Raw genomic sequence first — 18,463 nt, 5'->3', positions numbered from 1 at the left:
TCATATGGAAATTTCTTCAATCTTGCAAAACGATATTCTACTCAACTATTACTCCTTCGGGAGTTTGTTGTCGATCCTTGCCTTTTTGTGCACCTCCTTATTCTTTCTTTTTTTAAATGAGAAATCTTCCAGCACTTTGCATCTGGCTCTTGGGGCTTTGTTCTTTTCCTTCTTCTGTTCCGGTTATTTTTTTGCGGCATTCTTATACAACCCAACTGCTGCATATCATAGATGGCTAACTGTAGGTTTTATTCTTCCCGCCTTAATTCACTTGGGCCAATTCTTAGCTCGTTATCCTCAAAACGCGAATCCAAAACTAAATCGAAATCTTTTGATCGGGATGTATGCAACTGCTGCAATCGGGATTTCCTATTTCTATTACGTTACTCTTAGTTCGCCTAAGAAGTTTCACTTTACCGCTCACCATTGGGACTTTAATGCGGAAAAGGCTTCTTCTATCATCGCTGTTCTGATCGGTTTATTCGTTCTTATTTCCTTTTTGATCATTCCGATCTATCGAATGACTAAAACGAAAGGAAGGATCCGGTTTGCGATCGGCGGTTTTATGGGGGCCCTGCTTGCCGGTGGTGTGGTCCCGGCGCTAACAAATATTCTGAGCCGAGATGGTTGGATAGAACGTTCTACTTATCTCACTTCTATCGTTCTTCTAATGACATTAGGGATCTTTTTGATCCTAGTTATTTTTCTAAACTTCAGCGAAGAAAAAACTACCTTCATGGTCAAGATCGTAGGAATTACTTTCGTAACCTTGATGTTGATCATGCAGGCTCTCGTATTCATCTCCAATCAGGATAAGGAATCGGAGTACGATACCAAAAGTATTGTAAATATGGCGAGAGCTTTGGAAGGGGGAAAACAAATCCCGGAAATGCTCTATATCGTTCAATGGGAAGGTGGAGCGAAGAACGTAGACTATTCTCGCTACGATAATCAGTATGATCTTCGTCTTCCTCAATTGGAGATAGACTTTAAGAATACGATTATCTTCGAACATTTAAAACTTCTTGAGGAAAAAGGTTTTAGGGAAGCGGTAAAGAAGAACTTAAAAGATACACACGAATATTTTAGCGGGTATCGTGCATTCATTCTTAGATTTTTAGATGAGAACCCAAACCTTGAGGGAAAGGAACTAAAAGCAAAATTATTCGATGATATTATCAGTTTGAACACCGCTGTCTTTGTTACTTCGAATAAGTTGGATTATATTTTCCCGAAAGAGTTTTGTATAGATGGTCGGAATTATCTGAAAGGAGTCGGGAATCGCAAAGTAATTCCTTTTAAAGAACATCTTCTTCAAAAATGGAAGGAGAAGGACGGTGGTTGTACTTTTGGTGGAAAAGATCTTCTGATAGGCCATCTAAAAGAAGAAGTCCTACTATATTTCCGTCCATTCCAGCCTGCCTTATATAGACATTATAGAAAAAGTTTAGATGAGCACCAACATTTCGTAACCTATATCAACTATGATGTAAACAAGGACGTGGTTAGCGAAGTAGGTTATTCCTATCGTAAATACCGCGAGTTCATGCACCCCACCGCTGCAAAACAGACTTTGATCCTTGGGCTCGTATTAGTCGTAGTATTCTTCGTATTCCCATTGTTCTTCCGCCAAAGTTTGATCTCTCCTTTGAACCGATTATTATCCGGGGTAGAAAAAGTAAACCTAGGAGCCTTGGATGTGGAAGTGAAGGTAGACTTGAAGGATGAGATCGGTTTTCTATCCGATTCCTTCAATAACATGGTGACCTCGATTCGCAAGGCGAGAGGAGAACTCCAAGACTACGCGGAACATTTGGCAACTAAGGTAAGAGAAAGAACGAGAGAACTTTCGGAGAAAATAGAGGAACTCCAACGCCTCAAAGTGCAGCAGGACGGAGACTACTTCCTAACTTCATTGTTAGCAAAACCTCTTTTCTATAATGCGAACAAGTCCACTAAAGTTAGTACGGACTTTATTCTCCGCCAAAAGAAACAGTTCGAGTTTAAGGGGAAACGTGCGGATTTAGGAGGAGACCTTTGTGTTTCCGGAAATCTTCGCCTCGGAAAAGAACCTGATTTTAAACGTTATACTTTCGCAATGAACGGGGACGCGATGGGTAAATCCATGCAGGGTGCCGGAGGTTCCTTGGTCATGGGAGTTGTGATCAACTCTATCTTAGCGAGATCTGCAGCAAATGACCGTGTATTGGATACTACTCCGTCCGAATGGCTGACTGAAATTTATAAAGAGATGCAATCCGTCTTTAAATCCTTTAACGGATCCATGGTTATTTCCGGAACGTTTATATTAGTTGAAGATGAAACCGGAAAATTTTGGTATTTCAACGCAGAACATCCTTTCTCTGTGATGTATAGAGATGGAAGAGCCGGGTTCTTAGAGACTGGACTCACTCTTAGAAAGATCGGTTTAGATTCTGAATACGAATTTAAAGTTCACACTGGCAGATTGGAACCGGGAGATGTATTGATCATTGGTTCGGACGGTAAGGACGATCTGGATCTCACTCCTGAAAAAGAAATCAGGACAATCAATGAAGACGAGATGCTCTTCCTACAAATGGTGGAGAAAGGCCAAGGTGATCTAGAAAGGATGGAAGAGGAAATCCTAAAAGTAGGAGAATTAACCGACGACCTTTCCCTTCTTCGTATCGAATATTCTCCTGTAGCTTCTCCCATTAAAGATAATGATGAAGACGAAATTTCGGATCCTTTCGATTGGAAATATATCTATAAAAAAGCAAAAGAAGATTATATGGGCGGCCGTTTGAGCGAAGCATTAGGCGCTCTAGAAGGTTTATACAAATCCGATCCTCAAAATACAAAGGTTACAAAACTTTTAGGACTGCTTAGTTTTAAAGGAAAGAATTATGGAAAAGCAGTAGAAGTATTGAATAAGTACTTAGGCGCTGACCCTGACCTAGTAGAATATTGGTATTATCTTTCTCTTGCGAATAGACGCATCGGGAGAATGGATGAGGCGATCCTTGCTGCGAAAAGGATGGAGGAACTCCAACCGGATAATCCTATGAATCTGATCAATCTTTCGGATCTATATCGCCAAACGGAACAATTCGAATTAGCGTTAGAATACGCAAAACTTGCTCTGGAAAAAGATCCGGAAGACGAGAATGCTCAGAAGTTAGTAAGGCTGATTGAAAGAGATAGAAAGACCACTTAACAGAGGTCAATACTTTCCGTTCTCAAAATCTTTGTACAACATAGAGGTTTGGATCCCTTTGTTGCCTTGGTATTTGCCTGATTTATATTCCGTAATATCTCCTTCTACTGTATGGTAGAAGATCTGGCAAATCTCAACGTTCGGATAGATCACTAAAGGTTGGATTACAGAGATTTCGAGAGTCCAGAAACCTTTGAAACCTACGTCACCGAACCCTGCGGTTACATGCACATACATTCCCAAGCGTCCGATCGAAGAACGTCCTTCTAACATTGGAACTAGATTATGGGTTTCGGTGTGTTCTAAGGTTCGCCCCAGGTATAAAACTCCAGGTTGTAGAAGAAGACCGGATTCAGGAATGATCAGCTTTTCGGAAGGATTGGATTTTTTCATATCCAATGGTGTCTCAGTATAACGAACCAATTCGTTATGAAGACGAAGATTATAAGAGTTTGGGTTTAATCTGGTATCGGAATAGGGATCGATGATGATATCCTTTTCCAATCTTTTTTTAATTTCCGTACCCGTTAGAATCATTCGTTTCGCTGCTTCCTTGTTTTGTCAATTTTTGGGTCCCGGCTACGTCTCGCCTCCCTTTTTCGGACCCTTATCTTCCTTTAAATTCAGGTTTTCTTTTTTCCTTAAATGCTTTTAAGGCTTCTATTCTATCTTCCGTCTTTAATGTTTTATTATAATGTTTCCTTTCTATCTTTAAGGCGTCTTTTATATTTTTCCCTTCTCCTTCCTTGATTGCCTCTTTTGCTAAACGCAAAGAGATAGGTGCTTTTTCGGAAAGCAGGACCGCTAGTTTTTTTGCTGCCATGAGCGCAGAGTCATGCCAAACTGAATTTGCAAGTTGGATCTCTAACGCGGTTTGTGCATTGATAACTGATGCGGTTAAAATAAGTTCTAATGCTTTTGTCTTTCCTATTCTTCTCGGAAGTCTTTGGGTTCCACCTGCACCGGGAATAATTCCTAAACCTGTTTCAGTTAATCCGACTTTTGCTTCGCTACTCATTAAAATAAAATCACAACATAAGGCCATCTCCAAACCGCCGCCATATGCATCTCCATCGAGAGCAGCGATCGTTGGGAAGGGAAGATTCTCTAAAGTTAGGAAACATTTTCCGACTGAATCCAAGAATTGATGTACTTCTTTCTCGGACATATCTGCTCTTTCTTTGAGATCTGCTCCTGCACAGAATACGGATCCTTCTCCCGTGAGTACTAAAGCTCTGATCTTAGGATTTTTTTTAGCAGCTTCAATATGGGACATAAGCTGAAAAAGTAAATCCTTGGAGATCGCATTTCGTTTTTCGGGTCGATTTAAAGCAATTATACAAGTATAATCTTCGATAGAATAAAGAACCGTTTCGCTCATATATACCTTCTAAAAAATCTTTCCGGATGATCTTAATTTTTCCGATAATTGGGTAGATTCTTCCGTTTTTTAAAAACGGCAAGCAAAAGCGTTCTATGAGAGCGGTTCTAGGTTAAAGAAAAAATGCGATTTCAGATTCTAATTCTTATCTTATTCACGGTAGCTTTCTCATTTAATTGTTCCAACAGTAAGAACTCGGATTTAGCTACACAACTTGGATTGGGAAATCCTGTGATCACAGAAATCGATCCTCCAAGTGGGTCCCCTCCAATCGGTTCTAATCCCGGGACCACTGTAACGATCAAGGGTCGTCTTTTTTCCGCGGATGTAAGCTTAACTACGGTTAAATTTAACGGTATCTCGGCCAATGTTTTGAGTGCTACTAGCACTGAAATCATTACCACTGTTCCTGCGGGAGCTTCTACCGGGACATTATTCGTTACTAAGGATGGTCCTACCAATTGTGATGCAAGCAATGGGGATTCGGCCACAAACTGCTATGGCAGAACATTCTACGTGGATTGTTATAAATCTTTCGATAATCTGTATGGAGAAGAGCTTGGGGTATCCTATCCGGACTCAAAAACATTCGAGATTACCGGACAAACCGGGACCAAGGCATTGCGGATCGATCTGAATCCTGAGGGTCCAACCAACGTAAAAATTGCATGTGATACATACCTGACCTATTCCAAGTTTTCGAAAACCTGTGGAAGGACCGATGTAGGAACTATTTCGAATACGAATACCTGGGTTTTCGAGCCTACTTTAACCTTCTCCAGCTATTATACTGTGCAGATGTTCGTAACGGCCGGAAAAGGGGACTGTACGGTATCTTTTCCTTAATTGATAGGTTAAAAAAATACTTGGTTTATTCGCCGGTTTGGATTAGGATCGGAGTGGAGGAATTACTGAATGTCTACGATAACCGCTATATATCTCGGACTTGCTGAAAAAGCTTCTTCCGATCCTCGTAAGATGCCTAAGGTGGAAGGAATTCCTAATAAACCTTACGAGAACAAACAGGCTGAAGTATTTGATCAAAAAGCTATGAACCCTAGCTATGCAGGTGATATTTATAAAACGAGGGGAGCCTTCGTCGATAAAGTTTCCTGAACTTTGGGCTCCAATACGGATAGCCCTTTAAAACAAAAAAGCCCTCGAATTCGAGGGCTTTTCTTTTAGATACTCGTAGTTTCGAGATCTTATTAATCTTCTTTATAATTGATTTCTAGAATGTTTCCGGATGGATCCAAGAAATGTAGGAATTCCCCACCGTCTCTTGTTTCTGGTCCTCTTACGATTTGAACGGACTTAGACTCGAGTTCTACGATTGCCTCGGTAAAATCATCCACATCCAGAACGAAACTTAATACTGGGGACTTTACTTCGGTTAAAGAACTTTTTACTCCGTTGGTATTGAGGAGTTTAATGTTCACAGAATCCAAACCGATGATCGCGAATTCATTTCCTTTCTCTTCGATCGTTTCAAAATCGAATAGCTCGGAATAGAATTTTACGGAAGCTTCTATATCTCCGGTAGGTATTACAATATAATCGATTCCTTCTACGATGATCATTGAGGTAGATCCTGTTTTCCTTTTTCGTCATTATGAGATGAAAACCGTGCTTGTCTATCGGAAAACCGTAGGATGCCCGTTTTTCAAGTCCGGAACGGCTTTATGAGTTTGAATCTCTAAGGCCTAAAAAGCCTACCAGCTCGGAGTTCTCTTTTCCTCCCTTCCAAAGGAATCCATCCAATATATAATGTGTGAATTGAGGTAGGAAGAAGATCGGGACCAAGATCCCTTCGAGTCCGATGCCTAGTTCTGCCTTTATTACGGAAACATTTCCGAATAGATTGGGATGTTCTCTCCATACAAAACTATCCCATAACCATTCTTCAGAAAAGGCGAATGCTAAAAGTAGAAGTACAAAGGGTAGAATGGCCAGAGCCCCTCTTTTAAAAGAATAATATAAGGAAGAAGGTAGCTGATCTTTTCTAAAATCCGCATATGCGAATACAAGCGCCATATATGGGATCCCATGATTTATCACATTTGTGAGAGTGAACGCAAAATCATCGTTTAACAATACTATGCCGACATACCAAACGCAGGCGGTATTGAATAGTAGAAGTAACTTACCAGTTGAAATTGTCTCCTTCTTAAGAACCAAATAGGCTTGAATACATGAGTATATTAGAATGCAGATCCAAAATGTAAGATGTGTTAGAGAGGCGATTATTCGATTCGGAAATTGATAAAAGTCACCTTCCATGAACCATTCGAATTGTCTTCCTTCCGGAGCTACATGCCAATACAAAACGGGTAAGCCTGTGATCAGGTATAAGAAGATCTTATCCCAAATGAATGAAAATCTTTCTCTACCTTTTTCTGCTCTCGCGTATAAACTTAAAAAACCGTATTGTTGTCGGATAAAATGAAATACTGCAAGATAAGCCATTACTCCCCAGAAAAACAATTTTCCGAAAGAGTATAGGACCAAGGCCCCAACGAAACATAGGACCGGTGTCAGGGCTAATAATACTTTTTTTCGATTCCAAACTTCTTTATCCAAGTAAGCTCGGAAGATCGTAGAATAGACATGAGAAACATCTACTCCGGGAATTAATAATAACCAGAGCCAAGGAGGAAGAGCATTCCCTGAAGTTCTGGAAGATCCGTGAGAAATATTGTTAGGAAATCCAAAAAAATCAGCCGCTAATACTAAAACGACTGCGATTAAACCGGGAGAGATGAACCAGGAAAGATCGAAACTCCTAGAAATGATCCAACTCTGTTTTTGATCCGATTTGTTCATTAGATCTTTTTAATAGAGGCTTGGACTTTTTTAGAAGCTTCAAATCCTCTATACAAGGCTTCTTCAAAAATGGAAATGCCGCTTAGGTCACAATGTGCGAAATGAAGGCCCGATTCGGATTTTGAAAGTTTCTCTCTTTCCCCTCCCCATAAAAATCCTGGGACTGGACGGATCATTGCATGTGCATGAGTCATGATATCGACTCTGGAAACTAAACTTTCTATATTTGGGTGAGGGCGTTTGAGATCGGCTAATATCTCTTCTTTCCAGTTCCCCCAAGTTTTTGGAAGCATTGACCTTCTTGAAGCCAAGGTATCTTTCTCTCCGAATGCCATGTAATAAGTAAGAACAGATTGGGGCCTTAATGCTCTTAGATCTTGATGAGTTGAAACCACGTATCCAAGAGATTTGCTTTTATAGATTACGTTTTCCCAGGCCGGCGGATGACCCTTTCCTTGAGGAAGTTCGTCCACGAATAGGTTTGCGACCAACCAAGGAGAATATTCCAACTTTTGCAGAAAAGGATCCGTTTCCCCCAGGATATATTTTCTAGTAAAAGATGGAAGTGCGTAGATGACCTGCTCTGCCTCTATGAGTAAGTCCTTCTTTTCTTTAACATCGTATGCGTTGATTTCCCATTTACCCGAAACAAGACGTATTCTTTCTACGAGAGTAGAGGTTTTTATCTTTTCTATAGAAGGTTTTTGTAGGAGTTCTAACAAGAAGCCGTTTCCTTCCGGCCAAGTAAGAACTGGAGGAGAGTCTTCTTCTTCTCTCAATCTCGAACAGAAATAATGAATGCCGGCCCAGGCGGAGATATTGTCGGAATTCCCACCGTAATCGTCCCTCGCGCAGTAATCCGCATACCATAGGATTTCAGTGGATTTAATGCCGGATGCTTTTAAATAATCGGAGAATGAGATCTTATCTAATTTTAGGATCTCAGGATCTCTAGAAGATCGATCTATCGGAATACAGAATGCTTTTAGCCCGTCTCTTCCGATCTTATTTTGCCAAGAGTTTATAATTTTACGAAATAATAATTCTTGTTCGTCAGGTTCTCCGCTTCTTCTAGGAACGAGACCTGACTGCCATCTTCCTTGATAGAATAATCTTTCTTCGGGATCAAAGCAGAGATATTTTTCCGGATAGATTGGATTTCCTTTCGAATCTTTACCTTCGACCAACCCATTCTCATCTAAAAATTTACGAACTAAAACGGATTCGGGTCCCGGTTGAGGAAGATAATGTGCTCCCCATGGATATTTCAAAGAATCCGTTTCGGAGTATCTAGAATTTCCTCCTACAGAATTCTCCAGATCTAAGATCAAATAATCTTGGATCCCGAATTGAGACAAATAATAGCCGGAAGATAATCCGGAAATACCTGCGCCTGCTATGAGGACCTTGGTTTTGATCCGACCTTGTGGAGAAAAATTGCTCCTTGCTTGTCTAAGCCTATGACCTGTTTCCCGATCCGGTCCTAAAATACTTCCTTCTATCTTTCTCTTTTTGAATCTAAAATAAGATCCTAAGCTTATAAGAGCCGCTGATATTGAGAGAGCGGTTAGAAATACTCTTCTGGAAAATCGATCTTCCGACATAAATGAACGGGTCGTAGAATAGTCAGAGCGGTAGAAGACGCAAGAAAAAGAAATTTCCTTTGCTTTCCGATCGCGTCGAGAATCCTAGAGTTATGGCAGTTCTTTTGGATTTGGATAATACGGTCTTTGATTCTAGTGGGATCTATGAGTTTACGATCCGAGGACTTGAAAAAAAGGCAAAAGATCTTGGATTCTCTTCCTCTAAAGAATTCAAAAAGACTTATGATCAGGTTCGAGCAGAAGTAAAAAAAGAACTCCCGGGAAATCCGGTAAATCGTCTTAGGATCTTATACTTCAAAAAAATGTCCGAAGTATTATTCGGAGCAGTTGATCCGAGTTTTGTTTTAAAATTGGATTCTGCTTATTTCGGATTTTTTCTACAAGGGATCAAGGATTGGAAAAAGAAATATTCTTCCGAATTCAAGAGGATCCTTTCTTTACTAAAAGAATTACAAGAAGTCCAAGATCTGGTTCTGATCACTAATGAATCCTTACGCACTCAGGTTTTAAAATTATCCGTATTATTTCCAAAGGATATCAAGTATAGATTAGTGACTTCTGAAGAATCAGGAGCGGAGAAACCTTCTCCTTTGATCTTTAATAAAGCTTTAGCAGGTGCAGATCCGAAAAAATCTTATATTATCGGAGATTCTTTAGAAGATGATATTAAGGGTGGGATTTCCTTCGGATTAGAATCCTTTCATCTACAAACTCCGATCTCTTCTAAAAAGCAAAAATCGTTTTTAGAAAAGAAAACTTTGGGCGGAAAAGAATATTGGGAATCTCCCGATTTAATATCCGCTTTGAATTATATCTTAAGTTTGGAAAAAGGGATCGTTCTTTAAGATCACTTCTTCTTTAACAAAGCAAACAGTGTAAGATTCAGATTCACCTGTTTGAAAGTCAGATACCAAAGGATCAAGGTTCCGTAATAGAAAGCCTTCTTTGCGAAGACTCCTAGTTTCGCTTTCGGACCAGAAATTCCGGATACGGAAGCGATCGGTTTTAAGATCGAAAACTCTACGGAAGAAAATCCGCACTGTTCTGCCAGAAGTCCAAGGGTTTTTTCCGTATAATCGTTAATATGATCTTTTGCCTCTAAATAATGCCCGCCTTCTTGCATTCCTTTCAGGGCGACTTTCAAATTCGCTTTGAATAGTTGTACTGGGAAGTTCGGAGTTTGAACGAATAAGAATCCGCCTGGTTTTAAAAGGCCGAACAGATATTGGATGAGGCTATGAGGTTTAGGGATATGTTCGATCACGTCCCAAAGAGTAATGATATCGAAACTTTCCTGAGGCAATCCACTGTCTTGGACGATCCCTGGAAATACTTGTTTCAGACCGTTTTTCTCTCTAGCGAATTTTACGGCCTTTTCAGAGATCTCGTATCCGATCGCTTCCCAACCAGGTCTGGATGTTCCTACGGTTTTAACAAAGAATCCTAGGCCGCAGCCTACGTCCAAAATCCTTCCCTTAGGAGCGGACAAAAATTTGCCTACGAAGTCTTTATAGATCTCTCTATGAGCTACATCCCACCAGTCTAAATCATAACCGGTTTCGTCGTCCCAGTATCCTTCATAATGTTCGTCTTGTTCGTATGTGGAGAATGCATGAGTGCAGTTTAAACAACGTACGATTGGGATCCCGTTTTCGACGAATAAGGTTTTGTTTTTCTGGCTTCCGCAGAGATAGCAGGTCTGGTTCAAAGAGAAGTTTCCGTTTTAGTTGATAGTTTATCCTTCGGTTTCAGTCTCTAAATTCCAGTAAAAAACGAAGCTAGTTCAGGCCTTTTTAGATTTTCCAGGGAAGCTCCGATTGGAAGCATGGAACTATCCTCTTAGGTTTTATAAGGAGTTATGTTTGGCTAAAGTACATTTTACCAAAATGGAAGGTATCGGGAACGATTACGTATATGTGGATGCTACCAAGGATGATCTACGTTTAAGTCCGGAGCAGATCCAAAAACTTTCCGATCGTAATTTCGGGATAGGTGGAGATGGAGTCATTTTCATTCGTGCATCCGAAAAAGGCGATTTCCAAATGGATATGTACAATGCGGATGGTTCTTCTTCCGAGATGTGTGGAAATGGGATCCGTTGCGTAGGCAAATACGTTTTTGATCATGGCCTTACTACTAAAAAACAACCTAAGATAGAAACAGGTGCCGGGATCCTTGAGCTGGATCTAAAAGTAAACGGCAGTGGAAAAGTGGAACAGGTTTCCGTAGATATGGGAAAGCCGATCTTAATTCCTTCTCTTGTTCCTGTGAAATGGGAAAATGAAAATCCTATTTTGGAACAACCTCTCTCTTTTTTAAGTAAACTCCCAGGTTATTCTTCCTACAATTTGAAGTTCAGCGCCGTGAGTATGGGAAATCCTCATTGTATTATTTATGTAGAAGATCCTGATCAATTTCCTGTTCGAGAGATCGGACCCTTGATCGAGAATCATACTGAATTATTTCCTCGAAGAGTGAATGTGGAGTTTGTTTCCCTGAGAGGAAAAGATCATCTCTACCAAAGAACTTGGGAAAGGGGTGCTGGAGAAACTCTTGCTTGCGGAACGGGAGCGTGTGCAGTGATGACTGCGTCTCACTTGAACGGTAAAACAGGAAAAGATGTTCGTATCGATCTAAGAGGGGGAACTTTAAGAGTTCAATTGCTGGATAACGGACATGTCCTTATGACCGGACCTGCAACCGAAGTATTTAGCGGAGTCGTGGAAGTCTAAGCTTCCGCGTACTGCCCTTCTTGCAGTGCGATCATTCTACTTCTAACTACATCGGAGAGTTGTTTCATATTCTCTTCTAAAGTACCGGAAAGAAATTCTCTATGATCTATTTTCTCTCCGTAGATCACTTTTACTTTTTTATAGATCGATCTTTTCTTGATCTCGCAGACTTCTTTTGGCATTCCCATAAAGCTTCGAACAATAGGTGGGATCGGAATATCCGAATAAGTTTCTTCGACTGGGATGATCACTGAAGGTAGAATATCTACTTTGTTCCGAATAGAGAATGCAGCAAAGCCTGAGTGAAAGTTTACCATTCCGGATTTAAAATCATTTTTGACCATATAGTCATGGCCTTCCGGAAAAATACCTAGAGTCTCTCCCTTTTTGAAAACCTGTTGGATCATCTTGATAGAACCGATAGAAATATTTCCATCGATAGACATCGGGATCCCGCCTGCGATTTTTGCGAGGTCTCTGAAGATCGGAATCCTGAAAGTGTACTCGGCAGCGATCCAGGAAATAAATCTAGGGAAGGTATAAGAAAGAATAAAAGGATCCATATCGGATCTATGGTTGCAGGTTAAGATCAGCTTTCCGTTCGGAACTATATTCTCCGTTCCGTATGCGCTGATGTTCACCGCTAATCCGATGAATGGCGCTACGAAATTTTTGATCCGAAGATATGTCTTTGCTTCTTTCTCCACGGTGCAACCTGCCTTGCGACTATTCTCCTAAGAAAACGCTCCACCATTTTTTGTTTTGTTCTCCGGTATTTCCGGAGTTCGGATTGCCGTCGGAGGATTTTACTTCCTGTCTTGGTCTTCCGAAATCTTTTTGTTTCCGTTTCGGTTGGACATTGGAGAGATTTTTTTTGATCTCTTCGTATTCCTTGGAAGCGTTGGTGTTAGAGCGAATATAATTACGTATATCGTCCCATTGAGGATCGTCTTCATTGCCGTAAGCGGCATAGTTGAATAGATCTATTTGGTCGAATTCAGGCATACTGTTCCTTTCCGTTAAGGGGAAGTTCGAATAAGATCGATCGGAATCGCTAAAAAGCAAAATCCTTTCAAACCATTCGCATGTTTGCCTGGGAAAATACTATGGCAACAGTTTTCGTAAATTTCAAACCGGATTTTCTTTGTACGCTTTTTAAATTTTCCGGCGAATGTCACTGAATTTGGGACTTCGATTTTCCGAAGGTATTATTTATGGAGAGAGAGAATCTCCCCCCTTTAAACAGACATAATCATAAAGAATCGGAAGAACAAAAAGAAACCGGTACGGCGAAAAATTTAGGTAGGATCATTCCATTTCCTTCCCCACCAGGAAGAAATCTGAAGAAGATCCGGGAATTGTACGAGGATATTTTCGATCAGGAACCTTGAACGTAAAGTTTAGGGTTTAGAAAAGAGATCTGAGAAAATCCAAATATTCGGTTTTCCCATCGCTGTTTTCCGGTGGAGCCCAAGCCGCGAACTCTTTATCGGTCTTTGGATCGTAAGGACCTGATTTGCCTTCGAAGCAGATACAGGTTTCGGAGAGGCATACCAGAGTATGATAGACTCCCGGACTGATATCGATCCCGTACACAGGTCCTTCGGAACTAAGGAGATGTTTTTCTCTGACTGTCCCGTCTTCTTCGAATAATACGAAGCCTAGTCTTCCTTTCAGGACTAAAAATGTTTCCGGCTTAGGAGGATTTCTATGCCGGTGCGCTTGGACATAGGTATCTTTTGTGAGTACGTTCAGAAACCTTTGGTAAGGCTCTTCAAGTTCATGGAAATTATGATTGGTTCTTCCTCTTGCGGAAGAGGAAGCGAGTGGAAGGAGTTTTTCGAATAACTCCTGATCGATGAGTTGTTTATCCGGCCGAGACAAGTTGTAGATGCTGCTCGCAATACGCGATTAAGTAATCTTTGCAGGCTGTGCAAGTATCTGCAGCTCCGCAAGCTTTTACTACTTCGCGATAGTCTTGTCCTTGTTGTTTAGCAGTCTCTACGATTTTTTCAAATGTGATTTGAGCGCAATGGCACTTTTCCATTCAGGTCCCGATCTCTCTTTCTATAACTATCGTTTTTGAGACTCAGTATTAAAGTCAAGTTTTCTGAAACAAAATTTAGAATATTTTCCAAGCTTTTAAGGGACATAATGTCAGAGTTTCTAAGGAGAAGAAAACGGAGAAATTTCGGCTTATGAAAGCGGAAGCGACCGTAGCGGAAATCTTGCGATGCGCTAAAAGTTTATACTTTTGTATTTTATAATATTCGGAAGAATGTTTTGGCGCTCTGCAAATTGAAGCGTAGGGCGCGGTCCCGCGAAGCGGGATCCGCCCAAATGATCTAGTATAGATATGAATGAGTAAGTGGTGCGCCCAGAAGGATTCAAACCTCCGACCTTCTGATCCGTAGTCAGACGCTCTATTCAGCTGAGCTATGGGCGCGGATGATTAAAAAAGTTTCTTTTCCAAGAGAGTTAAATGCTCTTGAGGAAGTTTCGGGACCAGTTTTTTTCCCTTGGTGTAATTGTATAGCAGGAAACCGGATAGGCCTAGATAGATAATCACTCCCGCTAAATGGGCAATGTTTGCAAGCCAAGGTCCAGCGACAGGGATAAAGGAAAGAAACCAGGACAAAACTAAGAATGCGATGAAATATAGAACGTTTAAGAAGGCGAGTTTCGCGTGTTTATAAACTTCCGCTTCTCCGGAATAAAAACTAAATCCTAAAAGCCAATTCCCAAATAGAGGTAGAGTTACCAGATAAACTCTGAACCTTTCCGTATCTATAAATGACTTTGTTTGGTTCCAGTAAGGAGAGAGAAAAGTCCAGGCCTTAGCCTTGAGTTCCTCTAATTTTGCTGAGTATTTTTCGAACTTCATTCTCTATTTCCGGGAATAATGGTAATACGAACAATTTGCCTTGGTATGCTTGCAAGGCTCCTAAAATTCCATAACCGAGTAATGCAACCCATGCGACATAGCTGATAAAGTCGGTTACTACAGGATTCGCATGGATCCATTTTAAGATGGTGCTTAAAATCGGAAACTCTCTTAAGAACCAAACTATCAAGTATAAGAATACGAATCCTATATTTAATTTGATCGCTTGGAGTGCATGGAATTTACAAATTTCCTGTTTTTTTCTAAAAAACCAAGGAATGACCCATCCTAAAAATGGAATGTAAGAAATTGCTGCGAATAGATTGGGATAATCATCCCCTTCTAATAATCGTTTAGTCTCTTCCAGGAATTCCCGGGTGTTGAATCTCTGGTCAGACATCTTCTTACTTCTCGGGGTCAGCGGAGAGTTTGGAACTTTCGGAGACGCAGGGATTCGAACCCTGGGTACAGGTTACCCCATACGACAGTTTAGCAAACTGCTCCTTTAAGCCACTCAGGCACATCTCCAGCAGTGTTCCAACGGAGAAGGTAGGATTCGAACCCACGGTGGGAGTTACCCACGACGGTTTTCAAGACCGCTGCCTTAAACCACTCGGCCACTTCTCCGGTTAAGGATTACTTTACTGACAAGATGGGGGACCCTGTCAAGGTGATTTACCTATGAGTACGGAAAAGAACCGTCCTAAGAGATCCGAATTCCGAAGGAAGAAACTTGGAATTTCCAAAAATGAAAATTCTACTTCGAGAGAAATTTCAGGATTGGTCCTGGAGAAATGGGCGAATCTTGGAACTTCGATTTCTCATGCGGAGAATAAAACCGTTTTTGTAAAGGGAGGAATTCCGGGAGAGAAAGTCCGTATCAGGATCGATAAAGAAAATTCTAAACTGATTTGGGGAACAGTTGTTTCGGAAGAAGTTTCTTCTTCTCTTAGGATCGTTTCGGATTGTTCTGCGTTTCCTGAATGTGGTGGTTGTTCCTACAGACATATTCCATATGAGGAAGAGTTGAAGATCAAAAAATCCCTTCTTGCGGAAGCGATCCTTCATGTTTCCAAATTTCCTTCTTCTGAAATTCCAAAAATTTCGACCCTTGCTTCTTCTCCCGATGCTTATCGAAATACTGCTCAGATCAAAATCGGATTTGAAAAAGGAAAAACCAAGGCCGGTTTTTATCGGGAGAATTCCAACTCTCTCGTTTCTTTTCCGAAAGAAGGTTGCAAACATCTTCCTCTGGAGATGAACGAATACATCCGTGAAAATTTGGAGAAACGTACATCTTTTTCCAAGAAAGGAGATTGGAGGCTTCGTTTTTCTTCCGGAGAAATTTTAGAATATGATAAGCAGGAGATGAAACTCGGGCCTTATCTTTCGGAAAAAATAGAATGGTCTATTCCTGCGGAAGGGTTTACCCAAGTGAATCGTTTTCTTTTAGAGGATTGGATGATTCAGATCCGATCTTGGATCCCTAAAGACATTGGTTCCGTTTTGGAATTTTATTCAGGAGCTGGTCTAATCAGTTTGTCGGTTGCTTCCTTGGTAAAACGTTTATCCGGTTATGAGCTATCCAAATCTTCCGTTCTTGCTGCGGGCAAAAATGCGAAGAAGGCGGGTTATTCTCATCTGGAATTTCATTCTTTAGATTTGAATTCTGCTTTGCCTAAAGATTTACATTCTTCTTCTGCGAAACTTTGTATTTTGAATCCTCCTAGGGCCGGAGCTTCTTCTTCTCTTCTTAACTTTTTTGAAAGAAGTAAGCCTGCTCGGATTATTTACTCCAGTTGCAATCATTCTACCTTGGCCAGAGATTTAGGAGTTTTGAGAGATGTAGGCTATCGTCTAAAGGAAATCGTCTTAACGGACTTTTTTCCCAGAACGCAACATTTCGAAGTTTTGGTACTGTTGGATCTCTGATTTTTTACTTTCAGTATAGAGATCGAAAATCGGAGAATGGTCCTAAGGACTTTTTGAATCAAATGCCTATCATTGATGAATACGAACTTCCTCCTCGTAAATCCGAATCCGGTTCCAAGATCGGAGAAGTTTTCCAAGGAATTTGGTTGGAAGACGAGATTTGTTTTGCGATCGCAGGCGGAGGTTGTAAGGCATTTTACGGTTTAGGTTTCGGCCATGAACTCAAAAGCTGGGGGTTAAAACTTAAACAAGTTTCCGGAGTTTCTGCCGGAGCAGCCATGGTTCTTTCTCTTATCTGTGGGACGGAAGAGGAATCCGTTTCTTTTTTCGAAAGGATTGTCCGCAAGAATCCTCGTAATTTTTATTTTACCAATTTGTTTCGTGGAGGGAAAGCATTTCCCCACGAGGATATGTATCGTAGAACGATCCGATTCGGAATGGATTTCGAAAAAATTATCCGTTCAGGAGTAAAAGTTTTTATTCATACCATTAAGGCTTTTCCTAAAGACGACGCGAATAAGAATACATTTCGCCTTGCGAGGTTGATCGCAGAAACAGGAAAGGCATTTTTAGAGGACGAAAGAGATAGAGGCAAAGGGCTTCATACTGAAAGGACTTTTCGTGTTTTAAGAAACTGGAATATGAAAGAGGTTCTTTTTACGGAAGCCGACTTCAGGGATCCTGCGGTGATCGAACAGATCATTATGAATTCTTCTTCTATTCCTCCGATCGTTTCTTTTCAAAATCATGGAAGAGAATATTATCTGGATGGCGGATTGACAAATAATCTGATGTTAGAGGCATTCCCTCCTCATGCAAAAATTATAGGAATTCATTACGAGCCGACTACCATCGTAGGAAAAGATCCTAGACTTTTAGATCGTTGTTTTTTAGTAACTCCTTCTCGCCAGCTTCCGATTACTTCTTTCGATTACACCAATGCTAAAGGTGTAAGAGAAACCTATGAGCTTGGTAAATCAGACGCTTTAAAGAACAAGGAAAGGATCCTGGAGTATTTGAAAAAAGATTGGGTGAAAAAAGCGGAGAAGTTGCGTAAGAATTGATATCGATTGCCAATATTCGAACAGAGAATAGTGGAAGGAGAAATATTTTGGAGAGTCCTTTTGTTTGAGAAAAAAGTCTTTATTATAATTTTATTATTCTTATATTTCTGTAAACCTTCGGAGCAATCTTCCGGAAATCCGACCAGCTTAGATCACGAAACGATCCGAATTGAATTTATAGATGAGAAAACCGTAAAAGTCAGGGTAGACTTCTTTTTTAGCGGTTTATCATTAGATGGGCAGGAACTTGCATTTCCAGAAACGCCATCCTTTCCTTTGCGTAAATTTGAGGTTTCTTATAACGACCAATTTTATTCTATAAACCGAAGGACTGCCGGAAAAGGAAAAACATATGTTTTAGGAAAAGAGCAATATCCTTCTATTTTTCCTTTTACAGTTTCTAAGATAGAACCTGATGAGCATGGGTTTAGGCATTTGATCGTTTCTTATGAATTTACTCCTCCTTATTTCTCTTCAAAGGCAAAGAATGATCAACCTGCAGGTTATTATTTGGAATACATAATGAAAACTGGAGAAACTTGGAAGGGAGCCATCTCAGATGTTAAAGCGAGCATTCATACTGGAAAACTTCTTTGTGAAAATCTGTTTTTGTTAGAAGGTTCTATTTCGGGCGAATGTGTTTCTGAAAACATTTGGGAATCTCATATTACAAATCTAGAACCCAAAAATGATTACAAATTGATCCTGAAGGATTGAGAAGTTTTCTACTTTCCCATTTTTACGAAGGACTCGAGTCGAAATTATTTTTTTCTTACGATTTTCCTTTGGAAAAATTTTTGCTTTCTGAAAATAGATAGAAAGCCAAATGAAATCGGAGGATTTT

General features: G+C 40.4%; 21 protein-coding genes and 3 tRNA genes. 9 read left to right on the top strand and 15 right to left on the bottom strand.

Annotated features, from left to right (window positions below):
• Positions 1–4: 4 nt before the first annotated feature.
• A complete protein-coding gene (locus tag EHQ64_RS14660; RefSeq protein WP_135650423.1) occupies positions 5–3,199 on the top strand; it encodes a SpoIIE family protein phosphatase in 3,195 nt (1,064 codons plus the stop codon).
• Between the two features lie 6 nt (positions 3,200–3,205).
• Here EHQ64_RS14660 and dcd read toward each other — a convergent pair whose 3' ends face one another.
• Positions 3,206–3,736 carry a dCTP deaminase gene (dcd, locus tag EHQ64_RS14655; protein WP_135650421.1) on the bottom strand — a complete coding sequence of 177 codons (531 nt, stop codon included), beginning with the start codon at positions 3,734–3,736 and terminating at the stop codon, positions 3,206–3,208.
• Between the two features lie 70 nt (positions 3,737–3,806).
• Positions 3,807–4,580: an enoyl-CoA hydratase/isomerase family protein gene (locus tag EHQ64_RS14650; protein WP_135650419.1), complete on the bottom strand. Its 774-nt coding sequence runs from the start codon at positions 4,578–4,580 to the stop codon at positions 3,807–3,809.
• Positions 4,581–4,703: 123 nt separating this feature from the next.
• Between EHQ64_RS14650 and EHQ64_RS14645 the strand changes: the two genes are divergently transcribed.
• Entirely contained in the window at positions 4,704–5,426 is a 723-nt protein-coding gene (locus EHQ64_RS14645) for an LIC10067 family putative lipoprotein (RefSeq protein WP_135650417.1), read from the top strand.
• Positions 5,427–5,495: 69 nt separating this feature from the next.
• Complete coding sequence (locus EHQ64_RS14640; protein WP_135650415.1) at positions 5,496–5,696, top strand: hypothetical protein; 201 nt, start codon at positions 5,496–5,498, stop codon at positions 5,694–5,696.
• Between the two features lie 92 nt (positions 5,697–5,788).
• On the opposite strand, the gene EHQ64_RS14635 is transcribed toward EHQ64_RS14640, so the two are convergent.
• The 3 genes from EHQ64_RS14635 to EHQ64_RS14625 form a co-directional block, all read right to left on the bottom strand.
• Positions 5,789–6,160 carry a VOC family protein gene (locus EHQ64_RS14635; RefSeq protein WP_100708606.1) on the bottom strand — a complete coding sequence of 124 codons (372 nt, stop codon included), beginning with the start codon at positions 6,158–6,160 and terminating at the stop codon, positions 5,789–5,791.
• A gap of 100 nt (positions 6,161–6,260) precedes the next feature.
• Complete coding sequence (locus EHQ64_RS14630; RefSeq protein ID WP_135650413.1) at positions 6,261–7,403, bottom strand: hypothetical protein; 1,143 nt, start codon at positions 7,401–7,403, stop codon at positions 6,261–6,263.
• Positions 7,403–9,007 (bottom strand): NAD(P)-binding protein, encoded by a 1,605-nt coding sequence (locus EHQ64_RS14625; protein WP_135650411.1) that lies wholly within the window; start codon positions 9,005–9,007, stop codon positions 7,403–7,405. The genes EHQ64_RS14630 and EHQ64_RS14625 overlap by 1 nt, the downstream gene beginning before the upstream one ends.
• A gap of 92 nt (positions 9,008–9,099) precedes the next feature.
• On the opposite strand from EHQ64_RS14625, the gene EHQ64_RS14620 reads away from it, so the two are divergent.
• Positions 9,100–9,852: an HAD family hydrolase gene (locus EHQ64_RS14620; RefSeq protein WP_135650409.1), complete on the top strand. Its 753-nt coding sequence runs from the start codon at positions 9,100–9,102 to the stop codon at positions 9,850–9,852.
• Between the two features lie 2 nt (positions 9,853–9,854).
• Here EHQ64_RS14620 and EHQ64_RS14615 read toward each other — a convergent pair whose 3' ends face one another.
• Positions 9,855–10,715: a class I SAM-dependent methyltransferase gene (locus EHQ64_RS14615; protein ID WP_135650407.1), complete on the bottom strand. Its 861-nt coding sequence runs from the start codon at positions 10,713–10,715 to the stop codon at positions 9,855–9,857.
• A 154-nt stretch (positions 10,716–10,869) separates the two neighbouring features.
• Between EHQ64_RS14615 and dapF the strand changes: the two genes are divergently transcribed.
• Positions 10,870–11,739 carry a diaminopimelate epimerase gene (dapF, locus tag EHQ64_RS14610; RefSeq protein ID WP_135650405.1) on the top strand — a complete coding sequence of 290 codons (870 nt, stop codon included), beginning with the start codon at positions 10,870–10,872 and terminating at the stop codon, positions 11,737–11,739.
• Here dapF and EHQ64_RS14605 read toward each other — a convergent pair.
• The gene (locus EHQ64_RS14605) at positions 11,736–12,446 is read right to left on the bottom strand and encodes a lysophospholipid acyltransferase family protein (RefSeq protein WP_135650403.1); all 711 of its coding nucleotides are present in this window, start codon (positions 12,444–12,446) and stop codon (positions 11,736–11,738) included. The genes dapF and EHQ64_RS14605 overlap by 4 nt on opposite strands.
• Positions 12,447–12,465: 19 nt before the next feature.
• Entirely contained in the window at positions 12,466–12,744 is a 279-nt protein-coding gene (locus EHQ64_RS14600; protein WP_135650401.1) for a hypothetical protein, read from the bottom strand.
• A gap of 209 nt (positions 12,745–12,953) precedes the next feature.
• On the opposite strand from EHQ64_RS14600, the gene EHQ64_RS20255 reads away from it, so the two are divergent.
• On the top strand, positions 12,954–13,130 hold the full coding sequence (locus tag EHQ64_RS20255) for a hypothetical protein (RefSeq protein ID WP_167882408.1): 177 nt from the start codon (positions 12,954–12,956) through the stop codon (positions 13,128–13,130).
• A gap of 16 nt (positions 13,131–13,146) precedes the next feature.
• Here EHQ64_RS20255 and EHQ64_RS14595 read toward each other — a convergent pair whose 3' ends face one another.
• The 7 genes from EHQ64_RS14595 to EHQ64_RS14565 all read right to left on the bottom strand — a co-directional run bounded on the left by EHQ64_RS14595 (position 13,147) and on the right by EHQ64_RS14565 (position 15,250).
• Entirely contained in the window at positions 13,147–13,623 is a 477-nt protein-coding gene (locus EHQ64_RS14595; RefSeq protein WP_135650399.1) for a WbuC family cupin fold metalloprotein, read from the bottom strand.
• A complete protein-coding gene (locus EHQ64_RS14590) occupies positions 13,607–13,786 on the bottom strand; it encodes a hypothetical protein (RefSeq protein WP_036089447.1) in 180 nt (59 codons plus the stop codon). The genes EHQ64_RS14595 and EHQ64_RS14590 overlap by 17 nt, the downstream gene beginning before the upstream one ends.
• Before the next feature lie 322 nt (positions 13,787–14,108).
• Positions 14,109–14,185, bottom strand: a tRNA-Arg gene (locus EHQ64_RS14585).
• Between the two features lie 6 nt (positions 14,186–14,191).
• Positions 14,192–14,623, bottom strand: coding sequence for a hypothetical protein (locus EHQ64_RS14580; protein ID WP_135650397.1), 432 nt, complete (start codon positions 14,621–14,623; stop codon positions 14,192–14,194).
• Positions 14,577–15,023: a magnetosome magnetite crystal formation protein family gene (locus EHQ64_RS14575; protein WP_135650395.1), complete on the bottom strand. Its 447-nt coding sequence runs from the start codon at positions 15,021–15,023 to the stop codon at positions 14,577–14,579. Before EHQ64_RS14575 ends, EHQ64_RS14580 begins: the two co-directional genes overlap by 47 nt.
• Before the next feature lie 39 nt (positions 15,024–15,062).
• Positions 15,063–15,151: transfer RNA gene (locus EHQ64_RS14570), tRNA-Ser, on the bottom strand.
• Between the two features lie 13 nt (positions 15,152–15,164).
• A tRNA-Ser gene (locus EHQ64_RS14565) sits at positions 15,165–15,250 on the bottom strand.
• 54 nt (positions 15,251–15,304) lie between these two features.
• Between EHQ64_RS14565 and EHQ64_RS14560 the strand changes: the two genes are divergently transcribed.
• From EHQ64_RS14560 to EHQ64_RS14550, 3 genes are all read left to right on the top strand, one after another.
• Entirely contained in the window at positions 15,305–16,555 is a 1,251-nt protein-coding gene (locus EHQ64_RS14560) for a class I SAM-dependent RNA methyltransferase (protein WP_135650393.1), read from the top strand.
• A gap of 62 nt (positions 16,556–16,617) precedes the next feature.
• A complete protein-coding gene (locus tag EHQ64_RS14555; protein WP_135650391.1) occupies positions 16,618–17,619 on the top strand; it encodes a patatin-like phospholipase family protein in 1,002 nt (333 codons plus the stop codon).
• Between the two features lie 60 nt (positions 17,620–17,679).
• Positions 17,680–18,336, top strand: a complete 657-nt coding sequence (locus EHQ64_RS14550; RefSeq protein ID WP_135650389.1) for a hypothetical protein — start codon at positions 17,680–17,682, stop codon at positions 18,334–18,336.
• The last annotated feature ends 127 nt before the right edge of the window (positions 18,337–18,463 follow it).

Origin of the sequence: Leptospira sarikeiensis (genome assembly GCF_004769615.1) — a bacterium.
Taxonomy (GTDB): Bacteria; Spirochaetota; Leptospiria; order Leptospirales; family Leptospiraceae; genus Leptospira_B; species Leptospira_B sarikeiensis.
This window is presented reverse-complemented; position numbering and strand designations above follow the sequence as displayed.